The sequence below is a fragment of the Sphingomonas kyeonggiensis genome, from assembly GCF_014196745.1.
Lineage (GTDB): Bacteria > Pseudomonadota > Alphaproteobacteria > Sphingomonadales > Sphingomonadaceae > Sphingomonas > Sphingomonas kyeonggiensis.
In genome coordinates this window covers 148167-173654 of record NZ_JACIEH010000001.1, presented here as the reverse complement: position 1 = coordinate 173654, position 25488 = coordinate 148167, and the positions used below count along the sequence as shown (strand labels likewise).

Annotated in this window: 17 protein-coding genes; 7 read left to right on the top strand and 10 right to left on the bottom strand. The window is 66.5% G+C overall.

Going from position 1 to position 25488, the window contains the following annotated elements; translation table 11 throughout:
- Positions 1-56: 56 nt before the first annotated feature.
- Positions 57-1712 carry an alkaline phosphatase family protein gene (locus tag GGR46_RS00840; RefSeq protein ID WP_183993676.1) on the top strand — a complete coding sequence of 552 codons (1656 nt, stop codon included), beginning with the start codon at positions 57-59 and terminating at the stop codon, positions 1710-1712.
- Positions 1712-2062: a VOC family protein gene (locus GGR46_RS00835; protein ID WP_183993674.1), complete on the top strand. Its 351-nt coding sequence runs from the start codon at positions 1712-1714 to the stop codon at positions 2060-2062. Before GGR46_RS00840 ends, GGR46_RS00835 begins: the two co-directional genes overlap by 1 nt.
- Before the next feature lie 152 nt (positions 2063-2214).
- Here GGR46_RS00835 and GGR46_RS00830 read toward each other — a convergent pair whose 3' ends face one another.
- The 4 genes from GGR46_RS00830 to GGR46_RS00815 form a co-directional block, all read right to left on the bottom strand.
- The gene (locus GGR46_RS00830; RefSeq protein WP_183993672.1) at positions 2215-3147 is read right to left on the bottom strand and encodes a right-handed parallel beta-helix repeat-containing protein; all 933 of its coding nucleotides are present in this window, start codon (positions 3145-3147) and stop codon (positions 2215-2217) included.
- A 168-nt stretch (positions 3148-3315) separates the two neighbouring features.
- Positions 3316-4191: a 3-hydroxyisobutyrate dehydrogenase gene (mmsB, locus tag GGR46_RS00825; RefSeq protein WP_183993670.1), complete on the bottom strand. Its 876-nt coding sequence runs from the start codon at positions 4189-4191 to the stop codon at positions 3316-3318.
- Positions 4192-4334: 143 nt separating this feature from the next.
- On the bottom strand, positions 4335-5108 hold the full coding sequence (locus GGR46_RS00820) for an enoyl-CoA hydratase (RefSeq protein WP_183993668.1): 774 nt from the start codon (positions 5106-5108) through the stop codon (positions 4335-4337).
- 10 nt (positions 5109-5118) lie between these two features.
- A complete protein-coding gene (locus GGR46_RS00815) occupies positions 5119-6162 on the bottom strand; it encodes an enoyl-CoA hydratase/isomerase family protein (protein ID WP_183993666.1) in 1044 nt (347 codons plus the stop codon).
- A 73-nt stretch (positions 6163-6235) separates the two neighbouring features.
- Between GGR46_RS00815 and GGR46_RS00810 the strand changes: the two genes are divergently transcribed.
- A complete protein-coding gene (locus GGR46_RS00810) occupies positions 6236-6442 on the top strand; it encodes a cold-shock protein (protein ID WP_183996619.1) in 207 nt (68 codons plus the stop codon).
- Positions 6443-6450: 8 nt separating this feature from the next.
- Here GGR46_RS00810 and GGR46_RS00805 read toward each other — a convergent pair whose 3' ends face one another.
- The 5 genes from GGR46_RS00805 to GGR46_RS00785 form a co-directional block, all read right to left on the bottom strand.
- Complete coding sequence (locus GGR46_RS00805; protein WP_183993664.1) at positions 6451-7593, bottom strand: acyl-CoA dehydrogenase family protein; 1143 nt, start codon at positions 7591-7593, stop codon at positions 6451-6453.
- Entirely contained in the window at positions 7590-8024 is a 435-nt protein-coding gene (locus GGR46_RS00800; RefSeq protein WP_183993662.1) for a hypothetical protein, read from the bottom strand. Before GGR46_RS00800 ends, GGR46_RS00805 begins: the two co-directional genes overlap by 4 nt.
- Positions 8021-8992, bottom strand: coding sequence for a polysaccharide deacetylase family protein (locus GGR46_RS00795; RefSeq protein WP_183993660.1), 972 nt, complete (start codon positions 8990-8992; stop codon positions 8021-8023). Before GGR46_RS00795 ends, GGR46_RS00800 begins: the two co-directional genes overlap by 4 nt.
- A 98-nt stretch (positions 8993-9090) precedes the next feature.
- Positions 9091-10587: a CoA-acylating methylmalonate-semialdehyde dehydrogenase gene (locus GGR46_RS00790; protein ID WP_183993658.1), complete on the bottom strand. Its 1497-nt coding sequence runs from the start codon at positions 10585-10587 to the stop codon at positions 9091-9093.
- A 102-nt stretch (positions 10588-10689) separates the two neighbouring features.
- Positions 10690-11304 carry an ATP-binding cassette domain-containing protein gene (locus GGR46_RS00785; RefSeq protein WP_183993657.1) on the bottom strand — a complete coding sequence of 205 codons (615 nt, stop codon included), beginning with the start codon at positions 11302-11304 and terminating at the stop codon, positions 10690-10692.
- Positions 11305-11463: 159 nt separating this feature from the next.
- On the opposite strand from GGR46_RS00785, the gene GGR46_RS00780 reads away from it, so the two are divergent.
- Positions 11464-12771 carry a methyl-accepting chemotaxis protein gene (locus GGR46_RS00780; RefSeq protein ID WP_183993655.1) on the top strand — a complete coding sequence of 436 codons (1308 nt, stop codon included), beginning with the start codon at positions 11464-11466 and terminating at the stop codon, positions 12769-12771.
- A gap of 42 nt (positions 12772-12813) precedes the next feature.
- Here GGR46_RS00780 and GGR46_RS00775 read toward each other — a convergent pair whose 3' ends face one another.
- Positions 12814-15828 carry a TonB-dependent receptor domain-containing protein gene (locus GGR46_RS00775; RefSeq protein ID WP_183993653.1) on the bottom strand — a complete coding sequence of 1005 codons (3015 nt, stop codon included), beginning with the start codon at positions 15826-15828 and terminating at the stop codon, positions 12814-12816.
- 471 nt (positions 15829-16299) lie between these two features.
- Here GGR46_RS00775 and GGR46_RS00770 point away from each other — a divergent pair, with 471 nt between their 5' ends.
- From GGR46_RS00770 to GGR46_RS00760, 3 genes are all read left to right on the top strand, one after another.
- Positions 16300-19098: a TonB-dependent receptor gene (locus GGR46_RS00770; RefSeq protein ID WP_183993651.1), complete on the top strand. Its 2799-nt coding sequence runs from the start codon at positions 16300-16302 to the stop codon at positions 19096-19098.
- A 225-nt stretch (positions 19099-19323) separates the two neighbouring features.
- Positions 19324-22287, top strand: coding sequence for a TonB-dependent receptor domain-containing protein (locus GGR46_RS00765; protein WP_183993649.1), 2964 nt, complete (start codon positions 19324-19326; stop codon positions 22285-22287).
- Positions 22288-22380: 93 nt separating this feature from the next.
- Positions 22381-25473, top strand: coding sequence for a glycoside hydrolase family 2 TIM barrel-domain containing protein (locus tag GGR46_RS00760; protein WP_246425862.1), 3093 nt, complete (start codon positions 22381-22383; stop codon positions 25471-25473).
- The last annotated feature ends 15 nt before the right edge of the window (positions 25474-25488 follow it).

The window sequence follows — 25488 nt, the reverse complement described above, 5'->3', positions numbered from 1 at the left end:
TGTTGGCCCAATAGCATCCCGGCAGGATTTGCACACGCCGGAGGTCTCTTACCGCCATGAAACTGTTCCGCCCGCTTGCAGCCGCCGCTGCGCTGCTCGCTACCACCCCACTTTCGGCCCAGCAGGCGGCCCCCGCGCAGACCGTACCGTCGGATGCGCCGCGCGCCGCGCCCTCGCTGGTGGTGGTGATCTCGGTCGACCAGTTCTCGGCCGATCTGTTCGCGGAATATCGCGCCCAGTTCAGCTCGGGCTTCGCGCGGCTGATGACCGGCGCGGTCTTCCCCTCGGGCTATCAGAGCCATGCCGCGACCGAGACCTGCCCCGGCCACTCGACGATCCTGACCGGCGACCACCCGGCCAAGACCGGCATCATCGCCAATGACTGGACCGATTTCAGCGCCCCGCGCGAAGACAAGACCGTCTATTGCGCCGAGGACGAGAGCGTGCCCGGCAGCAATTCGAACAGCTACACCGTGTCGGACAAGCATCTGAAGGTGCCGACGCTTGGCGAGTGGATGAAGCTGGCCGATCCCGCCAGCCGCGTCGTCTCGGTAGCCGGCAAGGACCGCGCCGCGGTGATGATGGGCGGCCACAAGACCGACGAGATCTGGTGGTGGAACGGCAAGGCGTTCGTCTCCTATGCCGGCCGCGCCGAGCCGGCGATGGTCACGCGGATGAACGCGAACGTGACCCAGCGCATCGGCGAGGCACAGGAGCCGCTCGAGCTGCCGCCCTTCTGCCAGGCGCGCAGCCGCGCCTTCCAGCTCAACCCCAGTCGCAGCGTGGGCGCCGGCCGCTTCGCGCGTGCCGCGGGCAACAGCATCGCCTTCCGCGCCTCGCCCGAGTTCGACGAGGCGATCGTGGCGACCGCGGCAGGCCTGGCGACCGACATGAAGCTCGGCCAGTCGGGCCATACTGACCTGCTGATCGTCGGCGCCTCGGCCACCGACTATGTCGGCCACACGCTGGGCACCGAGGGCAGCGAGATGTGCCTGCAGCTGCTCTCGCTCGACCAGACGCTGGGCAAGCTGTTCGCGGTGCTCGACAAGACCGGTATCGACTATGCCGTGGTGCTGACCGCCGACCATGGCGGCCATGACTTCCCCGAGCGCAACCGCGAGCACGCCGCGCCGATGGCCGCGCGCGTCGCCAAGGAACTCAGCGCGAAGGCGATCGGCAAGGACATCGGCTCGGCGCTGAACCTCAAGGGTCCGGTGCTGGTCGGCGGCAATTCGGGCGACGTCTATTTCGCCCCCGAACTGAGCAAGGCGGACCGCGTCCGCGTGCAGGCCGAGGCGATCAAGCGCTACATGGCCAATCCGCAGGTCGAGGCGGTGTTCACCCGCGCCCAGATCGAGGCGACGCCGATCGTGCACACTCCGCCCGAGACCTGGACCCTGCTCGAGCGCGCCCGCGCCTCGTACGACAAGCAGCGTTCGGGCGACCTGGTGATCGCGCTCAAGCCGCGTGTCACCCCGATCGCCGGCACCGAGGGCGGCTCGATCGCCACCCATGGCAGCTTCTGGGACTATGACCGCCGCGTGCCGATCCTGTTCTGGCGCAAGGGCATGACCGGCTTCGAGCAGCCGCTGTCGGTGGAGACGGTGGACATCGCCCCGACGCTGGCCGCGATGATCCATGTGCCGGTGCCGGTCGAGATCGACGGCCGCTGCCTCGACCTGGATGCCGGCCAGGGCGACAGCTGCAAGTGATGCGGCTCGAAGTCCGCCGGATCATCGTCTTCACGACGAGCTTCGCCGCGATGCGCGATTTCTATCGCGACGTTCTGGGGCTGACGCTCGTCGAGGAGGAAGATGGCTGGGCGGATTTCGACGCGGGCCCGATCCGGCTGGCGATCCACGCCGGCCGGGGCGGCGGCAACGATGGCGGCGATGCGGGGCCGCACAAGGTGACCTTCTTCGCCGCGGACGTGGAGGCGGTGCGTGCCGAACTGATCGCGCGCGGCGTTGCCATGGGCAAGGTCAACCGGTTCGACCAGACCGCGATCTGCGACGGGCACGACCCGGACGGCAATCGCTTCCAGATTTCGAACAGGGGCTAAACTCCTTCTCCCCTTGTGGGAGAAGGAATGGGCCCGCTCGCGAAGCGAGTGGGAAGGATGAGGGGGAGTAGGACCAACACCCCTGTCCCCCTCACCCTTCCGCCGACTACGTCGGCTCCCTCCCTCTCCCACAAGGGAAGAGGGAAATGAGATTACCGCCGCCGTTCGAAGATGCGGATGCCGGGACCGAGGTCGTTCTGGCCGAGCGTGCCGATCTGGCCGGTGAAGTCCGCGACGAAGGCCGGGCTCGGCGGTGCGCCGGGGGCCAAGGTGGCGGTGTTGCCTTCGATGCGCAGGCCGGTCGACGGATAGGTCCGGCCCTCGGCCGCGACCACGATCAGGCCCGAGCTGTTCTCCTTGCGCGGGCCCTGGACGAAGGTGTTGCCGGTGATCGAACCGGTCCCGCCCTCGGACAGGTCGATCATGTAGTTGGTCTTGTTGCCCTTGGAATCGTCGAAGCTGGTGCCGGTGATCGTCACCCGGCGTGCGCGCAGCTTGACGTAATGGCCGCCGGTGCCGCGCTCGAAGCGCGAATTGCTGACGATCACGTCGCCGTCCACCGCCAGATAGATCGAGTGGCTGCAATTCTCGGTCTCGCACTGGCCGAGGCCGGCGAAGGTCGTGTGATCGATGGTGATGCGGCGCACCGTCTCGTGGCCGCCGCCGAGAATGCCTTCCTGGCTGTCGAGGAACATCGAATTGGTGACGGTCAGGTCACCCATCTCGATGCGGATGCCGGCACCGTTGCCGTCGGGCACCGCGAAGCCACGGAAGACGATGCCATCCACCGCCGAGCCGCGGCCGCGCAGCACGAAGGCGGCCTTTTCCTCGCAAACCTGGTTCTCGAAGATCGCGGTGCCGGGCTGAACCGCCTTGAAGGTGATCTTACCGCCGGTCTGCACGGTGCATTCGCGATAGGTGCCCGGCGCGATCAGGATGGTGGCTGTGCCGTCCCGGACGGCGTTCACCGCATCGTCCAGGTGCGCGAAGCCCTGGCCGGTCTCGGCAATGACAAAGGGCGCGGTCCGCTGCGCCGTGGCGGGCGCGGCGATGAGGGCGAGGGCGACAAGGATCGGCAGGCGCATGCGGAGGGTATGCGCGCGGAGGCGTTAAATCTCCCCTTACCGTCGTCCCGGCCCTACAGCCGTCATCCCGACGCCCCATCACCGTCATCCCGGCGAAAGCCGGGATCTCAGGCGACGGCGCAGGACAGGAGCCGCATGAGATCCCGGCTTTCGCCGGGATGACGGCTACTATTTGAACGTCTTGATGATGCCCGAGAAGTCGAGCCCCGCGCCTTCGCCGTCGACGAAGGCCTGGTAGAGTTCCTCCGCCCGCGTGCCCATCGGCACCTGCGCGCCGACGCTCGCCGCCGCTTCCAGTGCGAGCTTCAGGTCCTTGAGCATCAGCGGCGCCGCGAACCCGCCCTGATAGTCGCGGTCGGCCGGGCTTTCGGGGCCGACGCCGGGGACCGGGCAATAGCTCGTCATCGACCAGCTCTGACCCGAGCTGACCGAGGCGATGTCGTAGAAGCGCTGGGCGTCGAGGCCGAGCTTCTCGGCGAGCGCGAAGGCCTCGCAGGTAGCGACCATCGTCGCGCCGAGGATCATGTTGTTGCAGATCTTCGCCCCCTGCCCCGCGCCGCTGGCGCCGGCGTGGATCACCGCCTTGCCCATGTCGGCGAGGAACGGCTCGGCCCGGCCGAACCCCTGCTCGGTGCCGCCGACCATGAAGGTGAGCGTGCCGGCATTGGCCGCGGCGATGCCGCCCGAAACCGGCGCATCGACCGCGATGAGACCCCGCTCGGTGGCGGCCTGGGCGACGCGGCGGGCGGTGTCGACGTCGATCGTCGAGCAATCGATCAGGATCGCGCCGGGCGCGGCGTGATCGAGCAGCACGTCGGTATAGGTCGCTTCGACATGCCGGCCGGCGGGCAGCATGGTGATCACCGCCTCGGCGCCGTCCACGGCTTCCACCGCACTGGCCGCCGGCAGGCAACCCGCGGCCCTGGCCTTGTCGAGCGCATCCTGGCTCAGGTCGAAGGCGCGGACGTCATGCCCCTTCTTCGCCAGGTTCGCGGCCATGCCACCGCCCATATTGCCCAGGCCGATAAATGCTATGCGTGCCACGTTCCGTAATCCTCTCTTCTATCGTCACCCCGGCCCTTGTCGTCATCCCGGCGAAAGCCGGGGTCTCAGGCCGTATCGCGCCACCGCCTGAGATCCCGGCTTTCGCCGGGATGACGGTTGTGCCTTCGGATGACGTTATTGCTTCACTTCCCCGTCCAGTTCCCCGGGCGCTTCTCGACGAATGCCGTCATGCCTTCCTTCTGGTCCGCCGTGCCGAACAGCGCGTGGAAGAGCCGGCGCTCGAAGGCGACGCCCTGAGCCAGGCTGGTTTCGAAGGCGGCGTTGACCATCTCCTTGTTGGCCAGCACTGCAAGCGGCGCCATGCCGGCGATCGCCTGTGCTGTCTTCACCGCTTCCTCGACCAGCTCGCCGGCGGGCAGGATGCGGCTGACGAGGCCAGCGCGCTCGGCCTCCTGGGCGTCCATCATCCGGCCGGTGAGGCACATCTCCATCGCCTTGGCCTTGCCGACCGCGCGGGTGAGCCGCTGCGAGCCGCCCATGCCGGGCGAGACCGCGAGCTTGATCTCGGGCTGGCCGAACTTGGCATTGTCGCCCGCCAGGATGAAGTCGCACATCATCGCCAGCTCGCAGCCGCCGCCCAGCGCATAGCCGGACACCGCGGCGATGATCGGCTTGCGGGTGCGGGTGAACACGTCCCAGCCGGCGAAGAAGTCATGGCCGTACATGTCGGCAAAGCCCTGGGCCTGCATCTCCTTGATGTCGGCCCCGGCGGCGAACGCCTTCTCGCTGCCGGTGATCACCGCGCAGCCCTGCGACGGATCGGCGTCGAACGCCTTCATCGCGTCGAGCAGCTCGGAGAGGATCTGGCTGTTGAGCGCGTTGAGCGCCTGGGGGCGGTTCAGCGTGACGAGCGTCGCGGCGCCGCGCTGTTCGACTAGGATGGTTTCGTAGCTCATGGGCTTCCTTTCAGGCCGGGGTCCATGCCTCGCCAGCGGGCAGAGGCGCGAAAATCTGGGCGATGCTCTCTTCGCTGACGCCTTCGAGCGTAGCGGGGTTCCATTGCGGGGCGTTGTCCTTGTCGACGATCAGCGCGCGGACGCCCTCGATGAAGTCATGGCTCTGCGCGACACGGGCGCCGATGGCGAATTCCTGTGCCATCTCCTCGGCGAAGCTGGCCCTGGCGCGGCCTTCGCGGACCAGGCGAAGCGAGATCTTCATCGACTGGGGCGACTTGGTGCGCAGCGTGGCGAGCTGGGCGGCGGCCCATTCGCCGCCATCGGCTTCGAGCGCGGCGAACACGCCCTCGACGGTGTCGGCGGCGAAGAGACGGTCGATATCGGCACGGTGCTCTGCGATGCGCGGCTCCGGTGCCGTGCCCGATAGCTCGGCGAGAATTGCTTCGACCGATGCCGGATCGGCCAGAATGCGCGCCTTGACGTCTCCCAGCGCCTCGGCCGGGAGATAGTGGCTGGCGAGACCGAGCGCGAGACACTCGGCACCGTCGAGCCGATGCCCGGTGAGCGCGAGATACTCGCCCATCCGGCCAGGCAGGCGCGAGAGGTACCAGCCGCCGCCGACATCGGGGAACAGGCCGATGCCGGTTTCGGGCATGGCGAACTTGGTGTTCTCGGTCGCGATCCGGTATTTCGCGGGCTGCGAGATGCCGACGCCGCCGCCCATGGTGATGCCGTCCATGAACGCCACCACGGGCTTGGCACAGGTGAACAGCGCGTGGTTGAGCTGATACTCGACGCGGAAGAAGTCCCGTGCCTCCTGGCCGTCGCCGGCACCGCTCTCGGCGATCATGCGGATGTCGCCGCCGGCGCAGAAGCCCCTGCCCTCGGCATGATCGATCAGCACGATCTCGACGGCGGGATCGGCGTGCCATGCCGCCAGCGCGTCGAGCATCGCCCGGCACATGCCGGTGTTGAGCGCATGGATCGCCTTGGGCCGATTGAGGCGGATGCGACCGGCCTTGCCTTGCACCTGGATGATGACGTCAGCGTCCATTTCCGTCCTTCATTCGATTGCCCGCCCGGATGCGGGGCCATAGCGTGGCCGCCACACGAGGGAGATGGATGCCATGACGGGTACCGGCACGACGAAATGGTACAATGTGCACAAGGGCATCGGCTTCATCCGCCCCGACGGGAGCGACGAGGACGTCATCGTCAGTGCCTCGACCCTGCGCGCCGCGGGCCTCGCGACGCTCGCCGAGGGCCAGCGCCTCGAATTCGATGCCCAGATGGGCAATCGCGGGCTGGAGGCCTTTTCGATCAGGCTGGCCTGATAGCGGCATCACTGGCGGGTAAGCTCCCGGCCGACGATCATCCGCATGACCTGGTTGGTGCCCTCGAGGATCGAGTGGACGCGCAGGTCGCGCCAGAAGCGCTCGATCGGATAGTCCATCAGATAACCATAACCGCCGTGCAGCTGGAGCGCACGATCGACCACCGAGCTGCCGGTGTCGGTGGCGAAGCGCTTGGCCATGGCGGCAAACTTGGTCTTGTCGGGTGCGCCGGCGGTGACCTTGGCTGCGGCGAGATAGAGCAGCGCGCGGGCGGCCTCCAGCTCGGTCGCCATGTCGGCGAGAACGAACTGGGTGTTCTGGAAGTCCGCGATCGGCTTGCCGAACTGCTGGCGATCCTTGGTGTACTTCACCGCCTCGTCGAGGCAGCGCTGGGCGCCGCCGAGCGAGCAGGCGCCGATGTTGAGGCGGCCGCCGTCGAGGCCCATCATCGCGAAGCGGAAGCCCTCGCCTTCGCCGCCGACGCGATTTTCGACCGGCACGCGGACATTGTCGAAGGTCACCTGACGGGTAGGCTGCGAGTGCCAGCCCAGCTTGCGCTCATTGGCGCCGAACGAAACGCCCGGCATGTCCTTCTCGATCACCAGGCAGGAGATGCCCTTGGGGCTTTCCTCGCCGGTGCGGACCATCGTGACGTAGATCTCGTTCTCGCCGGCGCCCGAGATGAACTGCTTCGAGCCGTTGACGACATAATGGTCGCCGTCCAGCACCGCGCGGGTCTTGAGCGCGGCGGCGTCCGAGCCCGAGCTGGGCTCGGTGAGGCAGTAGCTGGCGATCCGCTCCATCGTGATCAGCGAGGGGAGATACTTGTCCTTCACCGCCTGCGACCCGAAGCTGTCGATCATCCAGCTCGCCATGTTGTGGATCGAGATAAAGGCGCTGGTCGACGGGCAGCCATAGGCCATCGCCTCCATGATCAGCGCCGCCTCGAGCCGGCCGAGGCCGATGCCGCCGCTCTCCTCGGACACGTAGATCGAGGCGAAGCCGAGTTCGGCCGCCGCGCGGATCGTGTCGCGCGGGAAGATATGCTTCTCGTCCCACTCGGCCGCGTGCGGGGTGATCGCATCGGCGGTGAACTGGCGCGCCATCTCCTGGATCTGGAGCTGCTCGTCGGTGAGATCGAACTGGGTCATTGAACGGGATGCCTCTCACATTTTTGCTTGCCCGACGCGCCAAAATCCACGCGCCGGAAGAAGGCGAGATCGCCTAGATTGCCCTTGAAAACGGGTCCGAAGAAATGGTTCTGCCGATGGCCTCGGTCCTCCGCGACATAGCCCGCGAACTGACCGTTCTGGCTGATCCGATCGACCTGCACGCCATCGCGCTCGAACAGCCGCTCGCGGCCATTGCCGGTCTGGGCGAACATGCCGCTATACACGCCCCAGCGCTCGCTCGGGCCGCGATAGCGATAGACGGTGAAGTCCGGCCCCCATTCGGCGATCACGTCACCATCGAGCCCGACATCGACCCAGGCGATGCCCGCGCAGAAGCCGCCGTCCGCGAGCTTGACCGGCCGCTCCGGATTCTGCGCCAGCAGGAGGGCCAGGATGGTCGGCAGAATCACTTCCCCGCCCCCTCGTGCAGCACCCGTTCGGCGAAGAGCGGGTCGGCGATCTTGAGGTCGTTGCGGTCGTAATAGCGCGGCGCGGGGAGCTTCTTCTCCCAGGCCATTTGCTCGCTGAGCGTGCCGTTGGTCCAGGGCACGTCGGGCAGGCTCAGGTAGATCGGATCGGCATAGGCCAAGTCTGGGGTGATTATCTCCCACCCGTCGCGGCGCAGCGCGTCGATCAGGTCGCCGATGAACAGGGCGGCGATGTCGGTCTCATGGAGCAGCATGACGTGCGCCGGCGAGCGACCGATCGTCTTCACCGCGAGCTGGTCGGCGAAATCGGCGGCCTGGACATGGCTTTCGACATAGAGGTCGCGCAGGCCCTGCATGTCCATCGGCTTGCCCGCCTTCTTCGCGGCGATGGTGAGGCCCTCGATGTGCCAGTCCGACGCCTCGGCGGTGACATGGCCGTTGCGGATGCCGCGCGCGGCGAGCCCGGCACGGACGGCGGCGACCTTGGCCTTGTCCGGCCCGCCCTCGTCGAGGAAGGGGAAGCGCAGCCAGGCGCGGTGGCCGGGCTGCCGGGCCAGCCAGGCCTCGGCCTTGTCGACCTGATCGAGGAATTCCTCGGCGGTGACCTTGGAGAGGTGCGGGTGCAGCCAGGTGTGGTTGGCGAGGACGTTGCCCGCGGCGACATAGGCGCGGATGCGGCGCATCGCGGCCTTGCCGGCGGCGCCATTGTCGATCCGGCCGGGATTGAGGAACAGCGCGACTTGGCTGACCCCGCGCGAGCGCAGCACCGCGATCAGCTTGGCCGTGCGCTCGTCCTCGCTGAGGAAGGCGCCGGCACCGCGCGGCACGTCGTCGAAGCTGAAGGCGATGCGCTTGGCCGCGGCCTGGACCGGTGCCGCTCCGGCGTTCGACACGGGATCGGCGCGCACGACGAGCATCAAGGCGGCGATGAAGAGCAGCAGCCGGATCATCCCTGTTCCCCCATTTGCGGACGCGCCAACCTAGCCGATCCGAGGCCCGCTTGTCCCGCCATCTGGTGCGGTGCGGGCGTCCCGGATCGGCGCGTTGCTCAGCCCATCGTCGGGATGACGAAGGCGCTGTCGCCGGTGCCGCCGCCATCGGGCCAGCGCTGGGTGACGGTCTTCACCTTGGTCCAGAACTTCACGCCTTCCATGCCGTGCTGGTTGGTGTCACCGAAGGCCGAGCGCTTCCAGCCGCCGAAGGTGTGATAGGCGACCGGCACCGGGATCGGCACGTTGATGCCGACCATGCCGACATTGACGCGCGCCGCGAACTCGCGGGCTGCGTGACCATTACGCGTGAAGATGGCGACGCCGTTGCCATACTGGTGATCGCTCGGCAGCTTGAGCGCGGTCTCGAAGTCCGGCGCGCGGACGATCTGGAGGACCGGGCCGAAAATCTCTTCCTTGTACGCCTGCATGTCCGGCGTGACGCGGTCGAACAGCGACGGCCCGATGAAGAAGCCCTGCTCGTGGCCCTGGAGCTGGAAGCCGCGGCCATCGACGACCAGCTCGGCGCCTTCATCGACGCCGGTCTGGATCCAGTTCTCGACGCGCTGCTTGTGCGCGGCGTTCACGACCGGGCCGTAATGCGCATCGGCATCGGTGGAGACGCCGACCCGGAGCGCCTCGATCGCCGGGATCAGCTTTTCGCGCAGGGCGTCGGCGGTCTTGTCGCCGACGGGGACGACCACGGGGAGCGCCATGCAGCGCTCGCCCGCCGAGCCGAAAGCGGCGCCCGAGAGATCGGCGACGACCTGGTCGAGATCGGCATCGGGCATGACGATGCCGTGATTCTTGGCGCCGCCCATCGCCTGGACGCGCTTCCCGGCCTCGACGCCGCGGCGATAGACATAGTGCGCGATATCGGACGAACCGACGAAGCTGACAGCCGAAATCGCCGGGTGATCGAGGATCGCGTCGACCATCTCCTTGTCGCCGTGCACGACCTGGAGGATCCCTTCGGGCGCGCCGGCTTCGAGCATCAGCTCGGCAAGACGCACCGGCACGCTGGGGTCGCGCTCGGACGGCTTGAGGATGAACGCATTGCCACAGGCGATGGCGACGCCGAACATCCACATCGGGATCATCGCCGGGAAGTTGAACGGGGTAATGCCCGCGCCGATGCCGAGCGGCTGGCGCATCGAATAGACGTCAATGCCGGGGCCGGCGCCCTGGGTGTACTCGCCCTTGAGGACGTGCGGGATGCCGCAGGCGAACTCGATCACCTCGAGGCCGCGCTGAATGTCGCCCTTGGCATCGGCGATCACCTTGCCGTGCTCGGAGCTGAGCAGATGGGCCAGCTCGTCCATGTTCTTCTCGACCAGCGCCTTGAAGGCGAACATCACGCGGGCGCGGCGCTGCGGGTTGGTCGCGGCCCAGCCGGGCTGGGCGGCCTGGGCGGCGGCGATCGCCTTGTCGAGATCGGCCTGGGTGCCGAGCTGGACCTGGGCCTGGACCTGGCCGGTGTTCGGGTTGAACACTTCGCCCTGGCGGGCACCGGCGCCGCCCGAATGGCCGACGATGACATGGTCGATGTTACGCATATCGCTCTCCTGCCGCGGACTCTGCGGCCCGACTCACTGTGTAATTTAATTACGCACTGACACAAGAAACGGTCGCTGTCACGCGCCGCTCGTCAGGCTTTGTCAGGCCTTGGCGAAGCCGATCGGCACGGGGAGCAGACGACCACTATCATCACCGATCACCATTACCTCGACGCCGAACGCATCGCGCAGCTTCTGGTGCCCTAGCGCTTCGCGCGCGGGTCCGAAGGCGAGCATGCGGCCCTGGCCGAGCAGGATCACATCATCGGCGGTGCGGGCGGCGAGGACGGGGTCGGCCAGGGTGAGGATGACGCCCATCCCCTGCCCCGCGGCGGCGCGCAGTTGGGCGATACGGGCGAACTGGGTGGCCGGATCGAGACCGCTCAGCGGGTCTTCGACGAGCAGCCAGTCCGGGCCGGCGGCGATCGCGGCGGCGAGGTCCGGAGCCTTTGCGAACAGGCCGCGCCGAGGCTCGACCAATGCGACAGCCTTGCTGCGCTCGGCCTTGGTGAACCGGCCGATCAGCCGGCCGCCCAGGCGAACCTGCCCGGCATCGGCGTCCGCCTGGCCGGCGAGCGCGCGCAGCAGCAGCGCCTTGCCCGATCCGCCGGCACCGAGAATCGCGATCACCCTACCCGGTTCGAGCTTCGCCTCGACACCCTCCACGACCCGGCGATTGCCGGTGCCGAGGGCCAGATTGTCGATGCCGAACTTCATCCCCCAGCCCTAGGCATCGCCATGTGACAGGGCGGTGACAGCCGGAAGCGCGATTTTAGCCAACAATCGTGCGTAACCCGCGAAAAAATGCGCTTTGTCTCGGTACTGTAACGCTGGGCTAAGCGCGCATTTACCAAGTGCATCCTATCCGGCGTGGCAATGTCCCCTGCCGATCCCCCGCTTGCCCCGCGCGGCACCTGGCTCACCGAGCGCGAGCTCGATCCGCCGCTGTTGACGCTCACCGACACGATGTGGCGGGCCGCGGAGATGTTCGGCGGCGATCCGGAACTGCGGCTGGTCGCGATCGTCGACGAGAAGCAGCGCCCGCTCGGCGCGATCTTCGAGAAGGACGTGCGTCGGCTGCTGCTCAACCCCTTCGGCCACGCGCTGATGCGCAACCCCAGCTATGGCGCGGCGGTGTCACGCTATGTCCGCACCTGTCCCGTCGCCGAGCTGACCGACGACCTCGGCCGGCTGATGGAGGCCTATCGTGCGTCGGGCGGCAGCGAGGGGATGATCCTGACGCGGGGCGGCCGGGTGCAGGCGACGGTGAACAACCGCCGGCTGGTCCATCTCGCCGCCGAGCGCGAAGTCGCGACGGCACGCGCCCAGGTGGAGCGGGCGGCGCGGATCGAGGCGGCGAGCAAGCGGTTCGAGGCGCAGGTCGAAGCGCTGTCGCGCGACATGGGCGAGCTCTCGACCGAACTCGAGACCGGCGCGGTGGCGACGGCGGACCGGGCGAGTGGCCTGGGCGACCGCGCGATCGCAGTTGCGACGGCGGCCTCGCAGACCACAGACAACATGGCCGAGATCGCCGCACGCGGACGCGAACTGGCCGGCGCTCTCTCGGGCATCGCCCACAACACCAGCGATGCGCGCCAGGCGGCGGCCGCGGTCTCCCAGCTGGTCGAGACCGGCAGCGAGCGCACGCGCGACCTGCTCTATTCGGCCCAGTCGATCGATTCGGTGATCGGGCTGATCAGCGACATCGCCCGGCAGGTGAATTTGCTCGCCCTCAACGCGACGATCGAGGCGGCGCGCGCCGGCGAGGCCGGCCGCGGCTTCACCGTGGTGGCGAACGAAGTGAAGCAGCTCTCGACCCAGACCGGCATCGCGGCGAACAAGATCACCGCGCATGTCCGCGAGATCCGCGGCGGGATCGACGAGGTGGCCGCCGGGCACAACCGGGTGGAGCTGGCGATCGGCGCGATGGCGACGCTGGCCGATGCGGTGGAAAGCGCGGTGGCCCGGCAGGAAGAAGCGACGCGAACGATCGCCCGCAATGTCGACGAGGCAGTGCATGCCAGCACCGGCATCCAGCGCGACGTGGAGGCGATCGGCGGCACTTCGCGCGACGCATCGGCCCAGGCGCGGGCGATGCGCGAAGTGGCGGGCCGGCTCCATCACGGCGCCGACGCGCTGTCCGACCAGGTCCATGCGTTCCTGGCCGAACTGCGGGTCGCCTGATAGACGGACTTCGATCCTCCCCCGGCAGGGGGAGGATTTTAGTCAGCGCGTGAAGCGCAGGTTGATGAAGCCGGTGCGGCCCATCACGTCATAGACGCCGGCCTGCCAGCCCTCGTCCCCGAAATAGGCACCGCCCGCCTCGGCACCCGGATAGCGCGGCGGCTGGGTGTTGAAGATGTTGCTGAAGCCGCCGCCGATCGAGATGTTCTTCCGGAGCTGATAGGATACGCTCAGATCGTGGTAGAAGATCGCGGGCGTCTTGTACGGCCGATAGAGCTCCTCGGTGATCGTGGTGGTCTGCTTCATCCCCGAGAAGTAGCGCGCGGTCCAGCCGACCCACAGCTTGTCCTTGGCATAGGTGAGCGAGGCCCGGCCCTTGAGCTCGGGGAAGCCGAACACGCCGAAGGTGTCGGTGACGTTGTCGGGATTCTCCGGGTCCGGTGTGTACTTGTTCTCGATCAGGCGGGAGAAGACGCTGTTGATGCCTACCCGGCCGCTGCCGAGACCGAGATCCGCCAGATCGAAGGAGTAATCCACCTCCACGTCGACGCCGCTGGTGCGGCGCTGCGACAGGTTGATGTTCTGCTTCACCACCGAGAGGAGGTTGTGCGTCACCGGATCGCGAACGACGAGCGCGCAATAGGGGTTGTTGAGCGTCGGTGCGTCCATGCACTTGTTGATGATCGTCTGCGGCTCGACCGACGAGATCACGTCGCGCATCCGGATGCGGTAATAGTCCACCGTCAGCGTGAAGTTCTTGAGGAAGGTCGGCTGGAACACGGCGCCCAGCGTGAGCGTCTTCGCCTTCTCGACGTTCAGCTCGGGATTGCCCTTCTTGATGACGTCCAGATAGAGCCAGTAATCGTTCTTGTTCACCGGCATCACCGCGGCGCAATTGGCGGCGGTGTACTGGGTTTTGTCCGCACGGTTCGGCAGGTTGTAATAGTTGCACGGATCGCTGAGCCACTGGCCGCTGATCGACGAGGCGGTGAACACCTCGCTGATGTTCGGCGCGCGCACCGCGGTGCCATAGGTCGCGCGGAAGCGCAGGTCCGGCACGGGCGCCCATTGCACGCCGTACTTCTCCGCCGTGGTCTTGCCCGCGGTGGAATAGTCCGCGATCCGCACCGCGCTCTCCACCGACAGGCGGTGGATAAGCGGCAGGTCCTTGAGCAACGGCACGCTCAGCTCGCCGAAGATCTCGCTGACGTCGATCCGGCCCTTGAGCGGGTTCTCGACCACGCCGTAATCCGCCACGTAGGCGGGGTTGTTCGGGTCATATTCGGCCCGCGCACCGATATTGTTGGCCTCGCTGCGATATTCCGCGCCGAGCGCCACCTGGACCTCGCCGCCGGGCAGGTTGAACAGGCCGCCGGTGACGTAACCCGACACCACATATTGCTCGAGCGAGGTCGAGGACTTGCTGGTGTCGTACTGGAGATAGTTCTTCACCGCACTGGTGAGCGGCTTGAACGGATTGAGCGCCACGCAGCGCGGATCGTCGTTGGTCGGATCGGCATCGGCATTGACCGCGCAGATCGGCGCGCCGCCCGGGCCCGCCACCGCGTCGAGCGCGCGCATGTAGCGCTCGTTCGAGGTGTTGTTGCGATCCTGGATCGTCTCGGTGGTCTTGCCATAGGAGAAATGCGTCTCCCACGACCAGTCATGCCCGAAGAACAGGCCCGGCAGCTCGCCTTCGAAGCCGGTGACGACCTGGTACATCTTGCGCTGATAATCGGAGCGCGACTTGCCCAGTTCGGGATATTGGCGGACGAACGTCAGTCCGTTGGCGCCGAAGGGCTGGCCGCCATTGGCCGCGATCATCTCCGCCGTGATGAACGGGTTGCCGTCCCAGATCTTGTTGCCGCCGCCTTCGTACCACAGGCCGTATTCGCCGTGCGACTTGTTGGTCGCATAGTCCGCCTCGAGGAAGAAGCGGATGCCGTCGGTGAGCTGGTAGCCGAAGGTGCCATGGGTGATGAACCGCTCGTTCGGCACCGACAGCAGCCAATTGTCGTACCGGCCGCCGAACTCAGATCCGCTGTTGGTCTCCAGGCTGCCGACGACCGAGTTCAGCGTGAGGTCGAGCGAGTTGGGCAGGATGCCCGCCGAGCCCAGCCGCGGCGCGCGCATCGTGCCGTCGTCGTTGAACACATAGGGCTTCGAGCCGAGCAGCACGACCGCGCGGGGCGAATAGCTGAAGCTGTGCCGGTCATCGAGGATCGTGTTGATCCTGGTGCCGGCCGGGCGATACCACCAGGGATTGCCGTAGCGGGTCGAGGGACGGTCCTGGCCGCCGACGACGCCGTTCGACTGGCCGTAATAGGCGAACAGGGTGACGTTGCCCCGGTTCTCGTTGAAGTTGGTGCCCCACAGGACGTCCGCGTCATAGCCCGGCGTGTCGCCATAGGTGGAGTTGGTGTAGCTCACCTTGGCCTCGAGGCCCTTGAAGTCCTTCTTCAGGATGAAGTTGGCGACGCCGGCAACCGCGTCCGCGCCATATTGGGCCGAAGCGCCGCCGGTGATGATCTCGACGCGCTCGACCAGGCCGTTGGGGATGGTGCTGATGTCGACGCCCGACGTGCCCGGCGCGCCCGGCACGTGGCGGCGGCCATTGATCAGCACGAGCGTGCGCTTGCTGCCCAGGCCGCGCAGATCGAGCAGGTTGAGCCCGGGATGGCCGCTGTCGAGCGAATCCTTGTCGCGATTGGCGTTAGAGGTCTGGTCGCTCTGGCTGATCACCAGCGCCGGCATCTGGTTGACGAGATCGGCGATCTGCCGGCTGCCCGAATTGCGGATCGTCTCGGCCGAGATCACCGTGGTCGGCGTGGCACTCGCGGCACCCTTGTGGCGGATGCGCGTGCCGGTGACGACGATACCCTTGTCCTCGCGGGCCTCTTCCTCGGCCGCAGCCGACTGCCCTTCCTGGTCCTGCGCGACGGCCGCTCCCGTATCGGCCGAAGCTCCGGTCTGCGCCGAAGCGGCAGGGATGCTCGCGCTTGCCAGGACGAAAGCAAGCGCGCTTACACCGGATAATGAATTGAACTTCTGGATCATATCGTCCCCCTCCAATGCATATCGCCACCGTTGTGGTATACGATATACGGAATAGACTATCACCAGCGGACGGGCTGTCTAGAGGCTTTAGCCATCGCGCCTGGCCGGGATGGCCCGCGGAAGAAGCGGCTCGCGCTTCGCGCGTGTCGCAGGCGCAAGGGATCGCCGGACCGGGACAGCCCAGGCGGCATCTGGACGGTAGCGATACGAGGCTCCGGCGCTGGCGCCCGAATGCGCCCTGCCCGCTTTTCAACCGCACGCCCGGCAGCCCTTCGACATCAAACCGATTCGGTGCTTCGCCTGGGCCTTCGCCGCGAATTGCTGCACTGCACACGCGACGAACCGTGCCTGCCGGGCCGCAAGCCGTTAAAACCGATATGTTTCTTTTCCTTGACAGGCTGGTCCGTCTAGATACCGTATACGATCATACAGTGAGGTGTTCGAACAAGGCACGATCTGGGGGGAGTAACCATGGGACTGAAAACACGTAAGACCTGCTTCACCGCCGCCAAGGCAATCGCCTTCGCAACCGTTTCCCTGACTGCCCTGGGCGCGACCCAGGCATGGGCTCAGGAGGCCGAGCAGCAGGAGAAGCAATCGGCCGAGAAGGCCGATCAAATCATCGTCACCGGCATTCGCGGCAGCGTCAATTCCGCCAACAACAAGAAGCGCAAGTCGAAGCAGATCGTGGACGCGGTCGTGGCCGAGGACGTCGGCAAGCTGCCCGACAACAACGTGCCCGAAGCGCTGGCCCGCGTTCCCGGCGTCCAGATCGACCGCGCGCACGGCGAAGGCTCGTCCGTCACGATCCGCGGCCTGTCCGACGTCCAGACCACGATCAACGGCACCGAGGCGAGCTCGGCAGGATCGCGCTCGCTCAACCTCTCGGACATTCCGGCCGAGCTGCTCAAGTCGGTCGAAGTCTACAAGACGCGCAGCGCCGACCAGATCGAGGGCGGCATCGCCGGCACCGTCAATGTCGAGCTTCGCCGCCCGTTGGACCTCCAGAAGGGCCTGACCGTCGCCGGCAGCTTCCGCGAGACCTTCTCGGATCTCGGCGACACCAAGAGCCCCTATGCCAGCCTGTTGCTGGCGGCGCGCTTCGATACCGGCATCGGCGAGATGGGCTTCCTGCTCAACGGGTCGTACACGAAGAACAACTATTTCGAGAATTACGTCGTCAGCGAATCGCCGCAGCAGATCGGCTTCTTCCTGGGTAGCCCCTCGAACCTGGCACTCCCCGTCGACAAGCGGAACACGATCATCCCCTACGCCATCAACTATGGCGTCGAAGAGGGATCGATCGAGCGGCCGTCGCTGAACGCCTCGTGGCAGTGGCGCGCGAACGAGCATCTCGATTTCGTGCTCGAAGGCTCGTACCTCGGCGCCAAGTCGATCGATGAGCGGAACAATCTGCGCATCCAGACCAACAACGATCAGGGCACGTTCACCAACCTGGTCACCAACTCGGACGGGACGATCCGTTCGGTGACGATCAACAACACCGGCGCCCAGGGCGTACCGGGCGGACCGCTCAACCTCTACATCAAGGCGGATTCCGACACCTACAACACCAATTTCGAGACACACTGGCGCTCGGACAAGGTGCAGATCAATTTCGGCGCCCAGTACAACTGGACCAACCGGCACGAATATTTCACCCAGAGCCAGTATCGCTTCTCGGGCGGCACCGTGGCGAATGTCGATTTCAACTCGCCCAACATCCCCGGCGGCGGCCCCTTCGTCACCTTCCCCGGGGTCAACATGAACGACCCGGCCGCCTACAAGCTCTACCAGGTCCACGACCAGCGCGGCGACAACAACGACACGCTGTTCGCGTCGAACGTCGACATCACGGTGGAGACCAGCACCACGGGCCTGCTGCGTTCCGCCCAGTTCGGTACGCGCTTCACCAAGCGTACGGCGTATCGCGACTATGGCTATCGTGACGCCTTCTTCTTCACCACCGCGACGGCGCCGACGATGAACGCGGTGGGCGCGGCGACCGGGATCGGCGTCGATTCCACCACCCCGGAAATCTCGGGCGCGCCGACCTGGTATCATCTCGGCGGTGCCAGCCTGTACGATAACTTCGATGCGATGCGGAAGTATCTCATCGGCAACGGCGCCGACCTCACGGGCCGCAACTGGACCACGCCCGAGCCGGTCACCACCGATCCTGGCGAGAGCTTCGCGGAGACGGAGCGCACCTTCGCGGCCTATGGCCAGCTCAACTACGCCTTCGACCTGTCCTTCCCGATCGATGGCACGATCGGCCTGCGCTATGTGAACACCTGGGGTTCGGCGGTGAGCCAGCGCTCCAGCTGGAAGGCCTTCCTGCCCAACGGTACGCCCGACTACGGCCAGGGGGTCGCCTATTCGCCGACCGGCAGCAAGGCGAACTATACCGACCTGTTGCCCAGCGCCACGGCGATCCTGCACTTCACGCCGAAGCTCCAGCTGCGCCTATCCTACACGCACAACGTCTCGCGCCCGCAGTTCTACGACATGCGCTCGGCGATCAACATCCTCGACGCGACGACTTCGGGCCGGATCTATGCGGGCAATCCCGACCTCAAGCCTGTCCAGGAAGACAATTACGACGCCTCGCTCGAATATTATTTCGGCAAGGGCGGCCTGATCTCGCTGGGCACGTTCCTGAAGAACCAGACCGGCTTCATGTACTATACCGAGCTGCGTGAGGCGGTTCCCGGGCTGGCCCCCAATCCGCTCGCCGCCGACGGCCTGTACATCGTCGGCAAGCCGCGCAACGCGGGCCCCGGCAAGATCTTCGGCATCGAGGCCCAGGCGAACACCTTCTTCGATTTCCTGCCCGGCTTCGCGAAGCATTTCGGCATGAACGTGAACTTCACCTACATCCCGGAGGGCCGGCTCGAGCTCTACAAGGACGGCAGCACCCCCGATGTGCCGGGCGTCTTCGACGCGCCGTACACCTCGAAATATTCGGGGAACGTCGCTCTCTACTACGACACGCCGGTGTTCAGCGCCCGCGTGGCCTACAATTATCGCTCGAAGTACAAGACCTACGCCGACTATGTGAACCCGGCCTATTCGGTCTACATGCGCGAAACCTCGCGGCTCGATGCGGCGATCAACTACACGCCGTTCAAGTTCGTCACGTTCAGCGTCGAGGCGACCAACCTGCTGCACAACAACGCCAACACCTATTTCGGCGCCTTCCAGTCGTTCCCGACCGGTGTTCGCCAGCAGGCACGCACCATCCAGACGAGCGCACGCTTCCGCTTCTAAAATCCCTTCCTGGGGTCAACTTCGACGGGTCGCGGCCATGCCGCGGCCCGTTTTCTTTTGCGGGCAGCCCCCCCCCCCCGTGACACGCCGCTCTCCCTCCCCGAGTGCGGCAGCAAGGACACAGGTTTCCACGATCGGATTTAATATAGTATATTATATTTGACAGCGCGGCCGACGCATGTTGCAATCCAGACACAAATTAAAACTCTGACTGGAGAGACGGCCATGACGACTCGTGCACATCGCAGGAGCGGCAGTCGGTTGGCATTGAGCGCGCTGCTCGGATCGCTGCTGTCGACCACCGCTTACGCCCAGGTTGCCACCACCCCGGACGCCGCGGCGCCGGAGACCACCGAAACCACCGCGCCGGACAGCGCGATCACGGTGACCGGCACGCGCATCCGCCGCCCCGACCTGCAGAGCAACAGCCCGCTGACGATGGTGGGCAGTGAAGAAATCAGGAACCAGGGCGCGACTGCGGTCGAGAGCGTGCTCAACCGGCTTCCGCAGTTCACTGCCGACGCCAACGACAATGTCTCGAACGGTTCGGACGGCACCGCGAACATCAACCTGCGCAACCTCGGCTCGAACCGGGTGCTGACCCTGATCAACGGCCAGCGCATGCTGCCGTCGCAGGCGGTCGACATCAACTTCGTGCCGTCCGCGCTGATCGAGCGGATCGACGTGGTGACCGGCGGCGCCTCGGCGGTCTATGGCTCGGACGCGCTCTCGGGCGTCGTCAACTTCATCCTGCGCGACCATCTCGACGGCTTCCGCCTCGATGCCCAGACCGGCTTCACCCAGCACAACAACAACAATCGCGACGTCCGCTCGATCATCGCGAACCAGAAGTACAATGTGCCGCCGACCAGCGTGGTCGATGGCGGCAAGCAGGACATCAACGCGGCGTTCGGCAAGAACTTCGCCGGCGGTCGCGGCAACATCACCGTCTATGGCGGCTATCGCCACGCCGATCCCGTGCTCCAGTCGAGCCGCGACGTCTCGGCCTGCGCGCTGCAGGCCGCCGATGCGCGCGGCACCCGGCTGAACTGCGGCGGATCGAGCAACACGCCGTTCGGCAGCTTCACTCCGCTGGGCGGCCCCAACCAGGGCGTGAGCCTGACCAATTCGCGCGACGGCACCAAGACCTGGGTGCCCTATGACTCGACCTATGCGTACAATTACGCGCCGACCAACTATTTCCAGCGCTCGGACGAACGCTACACCGCCGGCGCCTTCGCCAAGTTCAAGTTCGCGCCCGAAGCCGAGCTCTATGGCAGCTTCATGTACATGAACGACCATACCTTCTCGCAGGCGGCGCCTTCGGCACTGTTCCTCGGGACGCCGTTCACGCTGCCGTGCAACCAGCCGCTGATGAGCGCGAGCCAGCTGGCGGCGCTATGCGGCACGGCGGCCGGCACCGCGGCGACGCAGGACACGCTGATCGGCTACCGCCTGGGCGGCAACGGCACGCTGCCGCGCCGCGACGACCTGCGCCACAAGGACTATCGCTACACCGCTGGCCTGCGCGGCGATATCGGCCACGGCTTCAGCTACGACGCGACCTTTGTCCGCTCGCTCGTCCGCTACGACGAGACCTATATGAACAACGTGGACAACGCCAAGGCGCAGCGCGCGCTCGACGTCGTCCTCGTCAACGGCACGCCGACCTGCCGCTCGGTGGTCAACGGCACCGATCCGGACTGCAAGCCGATCAACGTGTTCCAGGCCAACGGCCTGACCGGCGACCAGGCCTCCTATCTCTACAGCCCGAGCAAGACCGGCGCCCGCAACACCCAGACGATCTACAATGTGAGCGTCAACGGCGATCTTGGTACCTTCGGCATCCGCAGCCCCTGGGCGGAGAACGGCGCTGCGGTCGCGTTCGGCTTCGAGCATCGCAAGGAAACGCTGCGCTTCACCGCCGACGATATCGCGGAACAGGGCGGCGCGACGGACTCCGACGGCACGATCAGCGTCGTCGAAGGGTTCGGCGAGCTCGAAGTGCCGCTGCTCCAGAACCTGCCCTTCGCGCACGCACTGACGCTGAACGGCGGCGCGCGCTACTCGTCCTATACCAACAAGCAGAACTCGACCGGGCTCGGCTCGAAGTACAACGCCTTCACCTACAAGGGCGAGCTGACCTGGGCGCCGATCCGCGACGTGCGCCTGCGCGCCAGCTACAACCACGCGATCCGCGCGCCCAATATCGGCGAGCTGTTCGCCTCGCGCTCGATCGGCAACGTCGCGGCGCAGGATCCCTGCTCCGGCGCGACCCCGACCGCAACCGCGGCCGTCTGCGCGCTCACCGGCGTGACGGCGGCGCAATATGGCCGGATCATCGCCTGCCCGTCGGACGTCTGCTCGGCACAGGGCGGCGGCAATCTCGCGCTGAAGCCGGAACAGGGCGACACCTGGACGCTCGGCATGGTCATCACGCCGCGGATCGTCCGCAACCTCTCGCTGTCGGTCGATTACTACAACATCAAGGTGAAGAACTACATCTCCACCGTCGATCCGTCGCTGACGATCAGCCAGTGCGTCGCCACCAGCGATCCCTATTATTGCAGCCTGTTCAAGCGCGATCCGCGCTCGGGCGCGATCTTCGGCACCGACGGCTACGTCATCTCGACCACGCTCAACACTGGCTATCTGAAGACCTCGGGCATCGACGTCACCGCCGATTACACGCTGGGCATCGGTTCGCTCGGCAAGCTCAGCTTCAACATGGTAGGCACCTGGCTGGCCGAGCAGGTCTCCGAGCCGCTGCCGGGCCTCGGCAATTACGATTGCAAGGGCCAGTTCGGCTATACCTGCGGCCAGCCCTCGCCCGAATGGCGCCATGTGCTCCGCACGACCTGGCAGCTGCCGGAAAGCGCCTCGGTCTCGCTCGCCTGGCGCTATTATGGCGGCACGACGCTATCCAGCCTGTCGAGCAATTCGTTCCTGTCCGGAACGCCGAGCGTGGTGAACGCCAAGATCCCGGCCTATAACTATTTCGACCTCACCGTCGGCTTCTCGGTGACAGACCGGTTCCAGTTCCGGGCTGGCGTCAACAACCTGCTCGACAAGGATCCTCCCGCCATCGCCGCGGGCATCCTGTCCGCCTTCGGCAACGGCAATACCTATCCGGGCATCTACGACCCGCTCGGCCGGACGATTTTCTTCGGCACGACGATAAACTTCTGACGGGTTCGCCCCTAGGATCGCGGCTCCGGAACCCCTGGTTTCCGGAGCCGCATTGTTTTCCAAGCCACCGATATGACCGCCGGGAGCTACCGCATGATCCACCGCTCGCTCCTCTTCGCGTCCGTGGCGATGCTCGCCGCGCCGGCACCCGCCCAGACCGCCGCGCCCGCGGAGTGGGAACGGCCGGAGATCATCCGCGAAGGCGCGCGGCCGATGCACGCCACCTTCGCCGGGTTCGACACCCGCGCCGGCGCGCTGCGCGGCGATGTGCGCCGCTCGCGATACCATCTCTCGCTGGACGGCGCTTGGAAGCTCAAGCTGTCGCCGAACCCGGAAAGCCGGCCCGTCGGCTTCGAGCAGCCGGGCTTCGACGTCTCCGGCTGGGGAACGATGCAGGTGCCCGGCATCCTGCAGGCCAGCGGCCATGGCGGCCCGGTATTCGTCGGCAGCGGCTATCCCTTCCCGCGCAACCAGCCCTGGATCGATCACAGCTTCAACGAAGTGGCGTCGTACCGGCGCGACTTCGTCGTGCCCGCGCATTTCGCCGGGCGCCGGCTGCTGCTCAACATCGGCGCGGCGGGCGCGGCCTATTATCTCTGGGTCAACGGCAAGCGGATCGGCTATTCTGAGGACTCCAAGCTTCCCGCCGAGTTCGACATCACCGCCGCCGCCCGGCCGGGGCACAATGACATCGCCATCGAGCTCTATCGCTATGCCGATGGCAGCTATCTCGAGGACCAGGACTTCTGGCGGGTCAACGGGATCGAGCGGAGCGTGACGCTCTACGCGGCACCGCAGACGCATATCCGCGACCTCGACATCCGCGCCGGGCTGGATCGCAGCTATCGCGACGGCCTGCTCAACCTGGCGATCGCCACCGAAGGCACCGCGGCGGTCCGCACGCGCGTCACCCTGCTCGATCGCGGACGGACAGTGTTGACCCGCGAGGGGAGTCCGGATGGCGAAGGGGCCGTGCGGATCGAAGGGTCGGTCGCGAACGTGCGGCAATGGAGCGCGGAGGATCCCGCACTCTACACGCTGCTCGTCGAGCTGATCGATGCCAACGGCAAACTCCTCGAGGCGACCAGCAGCCGGATCGGCTTCCGCACGGTGGAGATCATCGAGGGCGAGCTGCGGGTGAACGGACGGCGGGTGATGATCCGCGGGGTCAACCGGCACGAGCATGATCCCCACACCGTCCGCATCGTCTCCGACGCGACATTGCGGCGCGACCTCGAGCTGATGAAGGCGGCCAACGTCAACGCCGTGCGCCTCTCGCACTATCCGAACGACGAGCGGATCTATGCGCTGGCGGACGAGATCGGCCTGTACCTGATGGACGAGGCCAATATCGAGAGCCATGGCTATCTCAGCCTGTCGCAGGAGCATGGCAACGCGTCGGAGTATCTGCTCGGCACCAAGCCCGAATGGCGCGCCGCGCATCTCGACCGGGTCAGCCGCATGGTGGAGCGCGACAAGAACCATCCGTCGATCATCTTCTGGTCGCTGGGCAACGAGACCGGGGTCGGGTCGAATTTCGAAGCCGCGGCGAAGTGGGTGAAGGCACGCGATCCCAGCCGGCTGGTGAGCTTCCTCGGCTGGAGCATGAGCGGCTGGCGCCACCCGGTGAACGCCTATGTCGATATCTTCGCGCCGATGTACGACGATATCGAGAAGCTGGTCGATTATGCCGAGCGGCCCGAATTCACCCAGCCGCTGATCCTGTGCGAATATGCCCATGCGATGGGCAACAGCCTGGGCAATTTCCAGGACTATTGGGACGTCATCCGCGCCCATCGCAAGCTGCAGGGCGGCTTCGTGTGGGACTGGGTCGACCAGACACTGATCCGCAAGGACGCCGAGGGACGCAGCTACTGGGCGCAGGGTCCCGATTTCGAGAACAAGGGCGGCGACGACAGCCCGGTCGGCGACGGCGTGATCCAGTCGGACCGCACGCCCGATCCCGAATATTTCGAGCTGGCCAAGGTCTATTCCCCGATCGTCTTCGAGCAGCAGCGGCCGGGCTTCGTCGTGGTCAATCGCCACGACCATATCGACCTGTCCCGCTTTACCCTCGATTGGCAGATGCTCGAGGACGGCGTGGAAGTGGCACATGGCGCGATCCCGACGCCGCAGGTCGGGCCCGGTGAACAGGCCTCACTCGAACTCAGGCTGCCTTCGGCACGCACGCCGGGCGCCGAGCGCATCCTGGTGCTGCGTGCCCGGGCCAAGGCGGGCGCCATTCCGCTGGTCCCGGCCGGGCAGGTGGTCGGCTGGGAGCAGTTCCCGCTATCCGAGCCGCGTGCCCTCCCCGCCCCCGCATCGCTCGTCGCGCCCACCGATAGCGGAGAGGTGCTACGCCTCGCCTCGGCCAATGCGGTGCTGGAGATCGACAAGGCGACCGGCCTGGTTCGCCGCTATGCGCGTGACGGGAAGACCCTGCTCAGCGGCGGCGCGCCCGATTTCTGGCGGGCACCAAACGACAACGACATCGGTATCGGCATCCCCAAGTCGCATGCCGCCTGGCAGCAGTTCAGCACCAGCCGCCGCCTCGATGCGCTCCGCGTCGACGGCAATGCCATCGTCGTCACGCACGACATGGGCGTGGGCTCGGTGAAGTTCGAGACACGCTGGACGATGGACGCCGGCGGCACGGTGCGGGTGGACGCCGCCTTCACGCCGCTGCGCGACGACCTGCCCGATCCGCCGCGCGTCGGCCTGGCCTTCCGAACCCCCGCGGCGCTCGACCATGTCCGCTGGTACGGTCGCGGGCCGCACGAGACCTATGCCGATCGCAAGACCAGCGGGCTGATCGCACGCTGGCAGGGCCTGCTCGCCGACCAGTATCACGACTATGCCCGGCCGCAGGAAAGCGGCACCAAGCAGGACGTCCGCTGGTTCGAGATCAACGACGCGCGCGGCGCCGGCCTGCGCCTGACCGGGGATCGGCCGCTGGCGATCAACGCGCTCGCCTTTCCCTATGCCGACCTGATGCCCAAGCCGCCGGGCAAGTCGCACAGCTCGGACATCCGCCCGCACGGCGAGGGTACGCTGTTGGTCGATGCCGCCCAGTCGGGCGTGGGCGGCGACACGGGCTGGAGCCTGGATGGCAGGCCGCACGTCAAATATCGCGTGCCGCTCGCGCCGATCCGCTGGACGTTCACGCTGGGACCGGCGGACCGATAGGGAGCCGGCGGCTCC

Excerpts from the sequence above, each read along its gene's own strand:
- GGR46_RS00840 (WP_183993676.1), top strand. The coding sequence starts at position 57 with ATGAAACTGTTCCGCCCGCTTGCAGCCGCCGCTGCGCTGCTCGCTACC.
- GGR46_RS00835 (WP_183993674.1), top strand. The coding sequence starts at position 1,712 with ATGCGGCTCGAAGTCCGCCGGATCATCGTCTTCACGACGAGCTTCGCC.
- GGR46_RS00830 (WP_183993672.1), bottom strand. The coding sequence starts at position 3,147 with ATGCGCCTGCCGATCCTTGTCGCCCTCGCCCTCATCGCCGCGCCCGCC.
- GGR46_RS00820 (WP_183993668.1), bottom strand. The coding sequence starts at position 5,108 with ATGAGCTACGAAACCATCCTAGTCGAACAGCGCGGCGCCGCGACGCTC.
- GGR46_RS00815 (WP_183993666.1), bottom strand. The coding sequence starts at position 6,162 with ATGGACGCTGACGTCATCATCCAGGTGCAAGGCAAGGCCGGTCGCATC.
- GGR46_RS00810 (WP_183996619.1), top strand. The coding sequence starts at position 6,236 with ATGACGGGTACCGGCACGACGAAATGGTACAATGTGCACAAGGGCATC.
- GGR46_RS00805 (WP_183993664.1), bottom strand. The coding sequence starts at position 7,593 with ATGACCCAGTTCGATCTCACCGACGAGCAGCTCCAGATCCAGGAGATG.
- GGR46_RS00795 (WP_183993660.1), bottom strand. The coding sequence starts at position 8,992 with ATGATCCGGCTGCTGCTCTTCATCGCCGCCTTGATGCTCGTCGTGCGC.
- GGR46_RS00790 (WP_183993658.1), bottom strand. The coding sequence starts at position 10,587 with ATGCGTAACATCGACCATGTCATCGTCGGCCATTCGGGCGGCGCCGGT.
- GGR46_RS00785 (WP_183993657.1), bottom strand. The coding sequence starts at position 11,304 with ATGAAGTTCGGCATCGACAATCTGGCCCTCGGCACCGGCAATCGCCGG.
- GGR46_RS00780 (WP_183993655.1), top strand. The coding sequence starts at position 11,464 with ATGTCCCCTGCCGATCCCCCGCTTGCCCCGCGCGGCACCTGGCTCACC.
- GGR46_RS00775 (WP_183993653.1), bottom strand. The coding sequence starts at position 15,828 with ATGATCCAGAAGTTCAATTCATTATCCGGTGTAAGCGCGCTTGCTTTC.
- GGR46_RS00770 (WP_183993651.1), top strand. The coding sequence starts at position 16,300 with ATGGGACTGAAAACACGTAAGACCTGCTTCACCGCCGCCAAGGCAATC.
- GGR46_RS00765 (WP_183993649.1), top strand. The coding sequence starts at position 19,324 with ATGACGACTCGTGCACATCGCAGGAGCGGCAGTCGGTTGGCATTGAGC.
- GGR46_RS00760 (WP_246425862.1), top strand. The coding sequence starts at position 22,381 with ATGATCCACCGCTCGCTCCTCTTCGCGTCCGTGGCGATGCTCGCCGCG.